This is a genomic window from Acidobacteriota bacterium, from assembly GCA_021161905.1.
Classification (GTDB): Bacteria; Acidobacteriota; B3-B38; order Guanabaribacteriales; family JAGGZT01; genus JAGGZT01.
This window is the reverse complement of the sequence record JAGGZT010000001.1, coordinates 34,082-40,182: the sequence shown is the minus strand read 5'-3', so window position 1 is coordinate 40,182 and position 6,101 is coordinate 34,082. Positions and strand designations below refer to the sequence as shown.

5 protein-coding genes are annotated in these 6,101 nt (G+C 49.3%); 2 read left to right on the top strand and 3 right to left on the bottom strand.

Annotated elements, in window-relative coordinates; all coding sequences use genetic code 11:
- Together J7L64_00160 and J7L64_00155 are read left to right on the top strand one after the other, a co-directional pair.
- The coding region (locus tag J7L64_00160; protein ID MCD6450771.1) for a ribonuclease III at nt 1-400 on the top strand (400 nt) is incomplete at its 5' end.
- Entirely contained in the window at nt 397-1,476 is a 1,080-nt protein-coding gene (locus tag J7L64_00155; protein ID MCD6450770.1) for a radical SAM protein, read from the top strand. The genes J7L64_00160 and J7L64_00155, both read left to right, overlap by 4 nt.
- On the opposite strand, the gene J7L64_00150 is transcribed toward J7L64_00155, so the two are convergent.
- The 3 genes from J7L64_00150 to J7L64_00140 are packed head-to-tail and all read right to left on the bottom strand — an operon-like array spanning nt 1,473 to nt 6,043.
- On the bottom strand, nt 1,473-3,926 hold the full coding sequence (locus tag J7L64_00150; GenBank protein ID MCD6450769.1) for an AAA family ATPase: 2,454 nt from the start codon (nt 3,924-3,926) through the stop codon (nt 1,473-1,475). The two genes, J7L64_00155 and J7L64_00150, sit on opposite strands and share 4 nt — an antisense overlap.
- A gap of 21 nt (nt 3,927-3,947) precedes the next feature.
- On the bottom strand, nt 3,948-5,027 hold the full coding sequence (gene mnmA / locus J7L64_00145; protein MCD6450768.1) for a tRNA 2-thiouridine(34) synthase MnmA: 1,080 nt from the start codon (nt 5,025-5,027) through the stop codon (nt 3,948-3,950).
- Complete coding sequence (locus J7L64_00140; protein ID MCD6450767.1) at nt 5,027-6,043, bottom strand: hypothetical protein; 1,017 nt, start codon at nt 6,041-6,043, stop codon at nt 5,027-5,029. The genes mnmA and J7L64_00140 overlap by 1 nt, the downstream gene beginning before the upstream one ends.
- Nucleotides 6,044-6,101 lie beyond the last annotated feature (58 nt).

Genomic DNA, 6,101 nt, shown 5'->3' with positions numbered 1-6,101 from the left:
GGGGAGGGGGAGGAAGAAACTTTCCCTTCTCGCCAACACCTACGAAGCACTCATCGCTGCCATTTATCTCGATGGGGGACTCGATTCTGCGCGTTCCTTTATCGAGCGGGAGTTCACTCCCGATCTATCCTCAATAGATCTTTCTGCCCTCACCCCATTCGACTATAAATCGGCACTTCAAGAGCTTCTTCAGGATCATTCCCTTCCCCTTCCCGAATATGTCGTTCTCTCCGAGATCGGTCCTCCTCATCAGCCGATCTTCGAGATCGGACTCCTTGTCAACGGGAGGGAGATAGCCCGGGCTAAAGGGAGAACCAAGAAGGAAGGGGAGCAGTTAGCAGCTAAGGAGGCTCTTCATCTGATCAAGGAGGAGAAGCTCCTGTTGGATGAGCTCAGATGAATCAGGTGAAGCCAAAGATCATCCCCATCTTTTTCTTCCAACGGGGTTGTCTCCATCGTTGTATTTTCTGCAATCAGCGAATAACGGTTGGTGATGAGGAACCACCACCTCCAGTTGAAGTACCGCGGATAGTTGAGACTGCTTTAAAGAGGATGAAGGGTGGTTCGCGTCCGATAGAGGTTGCCTTCTATGGAGGCAGTTTCACCGAGCTTCCCGAGGAGTTAGAGCTTGAATACCTTTCTTCCCTCTCCCCATTCCTTAAGGAGGAGAGGATCGTTGGGATAAGGATTTCCACCCGTCCTGATTCTTTTGATCTTTCCCATCTGTTGCTCCTAAAGGAGAAGGGGGTAAGGGTAATCGAGCTCGGAGTTCAATCCCTGGATGATAAGGTTCTTCGCCTTGCCAGGAGGGGGCATTCCGCTTCCGATGTGGAACAGGGGGTGAAGCTGGTAAAGAAGGCAGGGCTTAAGGTCGGCGTTCAGCTTATGATCGGGCTTCCCGGTGAGGATGAGGAAAGCCTGATGCTTACTATAAGGCGGGTGATCGAGCTTGCCCCCGATTTCGCACGCATTCACCCCACTTTGGTGCTAAAGGATACCGAGCTTTCTTCGATGTATCTTCGGGGAGAGTATCAACCTCTCTCCCTCGATGAGGCGATAAGGAGGGTTTCCTTAATGCTCATCCTCTTTGAGGAGCGGGCAATACCGATTATTCGCATCGGGCTTCAGCCTTCTCCCTCTCTGGAAGAAGAGGGGGCGATAGTTGCCGGTCCTTATCATCCCTCCTTCAGGGTTTTGGTTGAGGGAAGAATACTACAGGAGATGATAAGGAAGGGGGTTAGCCTTCTTTCCCTTGATTGTGGTGAGGTGATTATCGTCCTTTCCCCAGCGATGGTATCCTCTCTCAAGGGGTTGAAAGGAAAGAATATCGCCAGTCTCAAGAAGGAGTTTCCGAAGCTGAGGTTCAAAATAGAAGGTAGTTCTCTCCTTCCTCGAAATAAGCTGAAGCTTATAAGTGAAAGGAGAGAGATCTCGGTGGCGATGAGCGATGTAATTTCTTATTTTCACAATGGTTAAGGCTTTTCCTCTTCCCCCACCTCGAATTCGGTAAGTTTTGAGGCAAGCTCCTCCAGCCTCTTGTTCACCAAATAATGGACGGTTTCTTCCTCGTAGGTTCCGTCTTTCTTTTTCTTTCCCGCTTTTACTCCGGTGAGGATCTCGATCCCCTCATCAACCGTCTTCACCGGGTAGATGTGGAATTTTCCTTCAGCCACCGCCTTTACTATATCATCTCTCAGCATAAGGTCAGGGACATTCAGCTCCGGGATGATCACCCCTTGGGTGCCGGTTAGCCCTTTAGCCTTGCAGATATCGAAGAAGCCCTCTATCTTTTCATTAACCCCACCTATCGGTTGGATTTCCCCCTTCTGGTTCACCGAACCGGTTACCGCAATATCCTGCCGGAGGGGAAGGTTGGCAAGACTGGAAAGGATGGCGTAAAGCTCGGTTGAGGAGGCGGAATCGCCATCAATACCGCTATATGATTGCTCGAAGCAGAGACTGGCGCTCATTGAAAGGGGTTTGTCTTGGGCGTATTTCCCTCTTAAATAACCACTTAATATGAGCACCCCTTTATCGTGCGTTTTCCCGCTTAGAGCAGCTTCCCTTTCGATATTTATTACCCCGAGCTTTCCCAAGGAGACCTCGGCGGTGATCTTTGAGGGCTTTCCGAAGGTGTGGTCTCCAAGCTGGATGACCGAAAGTCCGTTAACCTGGCCCACCTTTTCTCCTTCGATATCGATCATTATCGTCCCTTCGCGGATGAGCTCTTTTATCTTGTCCTCGATCATATTCACCCGGTGGATCTTCTCCTCAAGCGCCTTTTCAATATGGGAGGTGGTTACATACTTTGCTCCCTCTTTCTTTGCCCAATAGGAGGCTTCGCGAAGTAGATCGACCAATTTACTGAACTCGGTGGATATCTTGTTTTTCCTCCCCGCCAATCGCACCCCGTATTCGATCACCTTTGCTACCGCTGAGCGATCAAAATGAAGGAGCTTTTCCTCTTCACAGGTCTTTTTAATGAAGGAACAAGTGGCGATGATGTTCTCCTCGGTATTCTCCATCACTGTGTCGAAATCAGCTTTTACCTTGAATATCTTTTTAAAGTCGTCCTCGAATATGTAGAGGATACGGTAGAGTCGGTCGTCGCCTATCATTACCACCTTTACATCGATCTCGACCGGTTCCGGTTTTAGAGCACTATGTCCCAGAAGAAAGAGGGGGTCGTAGCTCTGTATCTCGAGAACACCCGATTTCAAGGTGCGTTTAAGCGCCACCCACACCCCAGGCTCAATAAGGACATCGATGGCGTTGAGGATTAGATAACCGCCATCAGCTTTGAGGAGAGAACCTGCCTTTATCTTGGTGAAGTCGGTGTGCCAGGCACCCCGCTGATCTGGAACCCGCTCTATAGTACCGAAAAGGTTCTTGTATGAGGGGTTATTCTCTATAACTACCGGAGCCCCTTTGGCTTCGTAATTATCAACCAGAAGGTTAACCCGGTAGTCAAGAAAGAGGTCCATTGCGGCGGCAGGCGATTTCTCCAAACCGGGGAAGGGAGAAGAAGGGGCTTTCTTTTCTACTAAGAAGAGCTTTAAATTTTCTAAAAGACTCTCCTTTGCCTCATCGAGATATTGATGGAGCTTTTCGTTTTCATATCGTTCCTTCAGTTCCGAGAGAGGCTCGTCGATATAGGGCTCAGCCAGCTCCTGATCGAGCTTAGCTAATCGCTCTTTTATCTCCTTTTCTATTTTCTTCGTTGTTTTATATAGCTCTTCAAGCTCGGCGAGGAGCTTTTTTCTCTTTTCCTTCGCCTTATCGTACTCTTCACGAGGGGCTTCCCCTTTTATAACCATCTGCTCCAATTGTTCTATATTTATCGGTTTCCCCTTTATAATGGGAGCGACATCGTGGCGGACGAATGGTCCCATCTGGATCTCTACTAAGGCAAACCCTTCAGCTCTCACCTTCTCCTTGAGCTTCCGCGCCATCTTCTTCTCTTTTTCCCTCAACTTCTCCACGATCTCGGTGCGCCTCTTCTGATAGTTCTCGCTTTCGAAGAGTCGGGGGATCTCCTTCTTGAGCTCCGAGATGAGCTTCTCCATATCCTTCTTGAACCTTCTCCCGTCCCCTGCCGGGAGCTTGATGATCCGCGGCATATCGGGGTTCTTGAAGTTATTTACACAGATCTTATCCTGCGGTCTCTTTTTCGATTTGTCTATCTCCTCGAGAAGTGATTTTATGGTGGTTCTCCTTCCCGTTCCCGCAAGTCCGGTGACGAAGATGTTATAGCCCGGAGCATCGAGCTCGAGTCCGAGGCGGATCGCTTTTATTGCCCGCTCCTGTCCTATGATGTTATGGAAGACCTTTACCTCCTCAGTTGTCTTAAATTTCAAAAGCTTCGGATCACACTCCCAACGAAGTTCTTTAGGAGAAAGCTCACGATGATTCCCACTCTTTTTCATTTCTCACTCCTCGAGTTGATCTTAAAAAGCCTTTTCTATCCATCCGCCTCCAATTACGATGTCCTCCTCATAGAAGACCACCGCCTGTCCCGGCGTTATCGCCCTTACCGGATTTTTAAATTCTACCATCATTCTCCCTTCGGGTAAAGGATTGAGGATTGCCTCTTCCCCTCTATGTTTATAGCGGATCTTGGCAATAACTGGATACCCTTTGGGGATTTTGGGAAGGGCGATGAGGTTAATATCTCTTGCAATGAGCCTCTTTTTCAGCAGATGTTCTTCAGAACCTACGACGATCCGATTGTTAACCGGATCGATCTCGATTACATAAAGCGGTTCTCCTAAAGCTACTCCCAACCCTCGGCGTTGCCCTATGGTGTAGTGATATATGCCCCGGTGATAACCAAGGACCCTGCCCGATGTATCGACTATCTCTCCTTTAAGATCCTTCCTCTCACTGTGTTTTTCCACCACTTCGGTATATCTATTTCCTGGGACAAAGCATATCTCCTGGCTATCCCTTTTATCCGATACCGGGAGGCCTTCCTTTTCCGCGATTTTTCTAACCTCGTTCTTGGTGAGCTCTCCTAAAGGAAGGATGAGATGGGCGAGTTGTTCCTGAGAGAGCTCGAAGAGGAAATATGATTGATCCTGTTCCTTATCCTTCCCTTGTCTAAGGAGATAACGTTTCCCTTCCCCATCGTATTCCACCTTAGCGTAATGGCCGCTGGCGATAAGGGAATAACCGAGCTTCCTCATCCTATCGAAGAGGTAGCCGAACTTCATAAGTCGATTACAGCGGACACAAGGATTGGGGGTGAGTCCGGCGAGATAAGCTTCGACAAAGGGTTTTATTACCGTATTGGTAAACTCAGTGGAGAGATCGATAGCGGTATAGGGGATACCCAGTTTCCTCGCTACCCTTCGGGCATCGATGAGGTCATCGAGGGAGCAACATCTTCTCTCTCCGTAGCCTATCTCCTCGATCTTGGAAAGAAGCATAGAAACCCCCATTACTTGGTATCCCTGAGAAACGAGGATAAAGGTGGCAACCGAGCTATCGACACCACCGCTCATAGCCGAGGCTATCTTTCTCTTCATTACTGGATTTTCATCCTCTCGATATCATCTTCGGACAGAGGGGTGGGGGAGACTGGGGTGAATATCTCCTTCCCATAGGGAAAGCGACGGACCGCAGTGATGGGCTTATCGGGATTGGTATAGCGGGCGATGAGAGCGGCGATTATCGCTCGATCCTTCTCTTCTTCTTTCCCCCGGGAAAGTGCAGTAGGTCCACTTACCCCTTTTGGTGGACGGTAGATGATATCCCCTTCCCGCGCCAGGTTGCTTATGATAAGATTCTCCTGATGTTTTCTTCCTATTATCACCTTGAGATCGGGGCTTAGGCGGAAGTGCCGTCCCACCTTGAGGAGCTCGACATCATTTAAGGTAAGTCTATCCTGATAGCGAAGGAGATCCCTCAATCTCGCTGAGAACTTGGGATCGGTGAGGAGGCATCCTCCAGCTGGTGAGGAAAACCCTGTAATACCATATTCTTTGGCGAGCTCGAGTTGCCTTTTCCTCGATCTTCCCTGGATATCGAGTAGCTTTTCTCGATCCACGATCCCTTCCTGTTCCGGGAGGGTAGGTGGGAGGAGCTTCGCCGAAAGGGGTCTTAAGAGGATATCCTTGGTTTCGCTCTTTTTGGCGACCAGGTTCAGGGTGTCCCGGCGTTGGGACATCGGACGCTGTCCTAAGACTTCGCCGGTTATGATGAACGAAGCCCCTACTTTCTCCATATAATCCTTGGCGATGGTTAGCTGGAGGATACGGCAGTCGATGCAGGGGTTCATATTCTTCCCGTAGCCGTAGATAGGTGCTTCCACCATTCTGAGGAATTTCTCCTTGAGGGGCACGATGATCAATTTGATCCCCAGTTCCTTTGCTATTCTGGAAGCGGGGAGGTTTTCGTCAGGAATGGGGGGGAGAGGGGTGTTGAAGGGGTTTTTGAAATAAAGACCGATCACCTCTATCCCCTGGTCGAGGATAAGCTTCGCCGAAAGGGCAGAATCAAGCCCTCCTGAAAGAAGAGCAACCGCTTTTTTCGCTAACATCATCCCTTTATTCCCCCTTGATTTTCAGGAAGAACTTAGCATAGCTGAGCGGTCAAGTCAA

Excerpts from the sequence above, each read along its gene's own strand:
- J7L64_00150 (MCD6450769.1), bottom strand. The coding sequence starts at position 3,926 with ATGAAAAAGAGTGGGAATCATCGTGAGCTTTCTCCTAAAGAACTTCGT.
- mnmA (MCD6450768.1), bottom strand. The coding sequence starts at position 5,027 with ATGAAGAGAAAGATAGCCTCGGCTATGAGCGGTGGTGTCGATAGCTCG.
- J7L64_00155 (MCD6450770.1), top strand. The coding sequence starts at position 397 with ATGAATCAGGTGAAGCCAAAGATCATCCCCATCTTTTTCTTCCAACGG.
- J7L64_00140 (MCD6450767.1), bottom strand. The coding sequence starts at position 6,043 with ATGATGTTAGCGAAAAAAGCGGTTGCTCTTCTTTCAGGAGGGCTTGAT.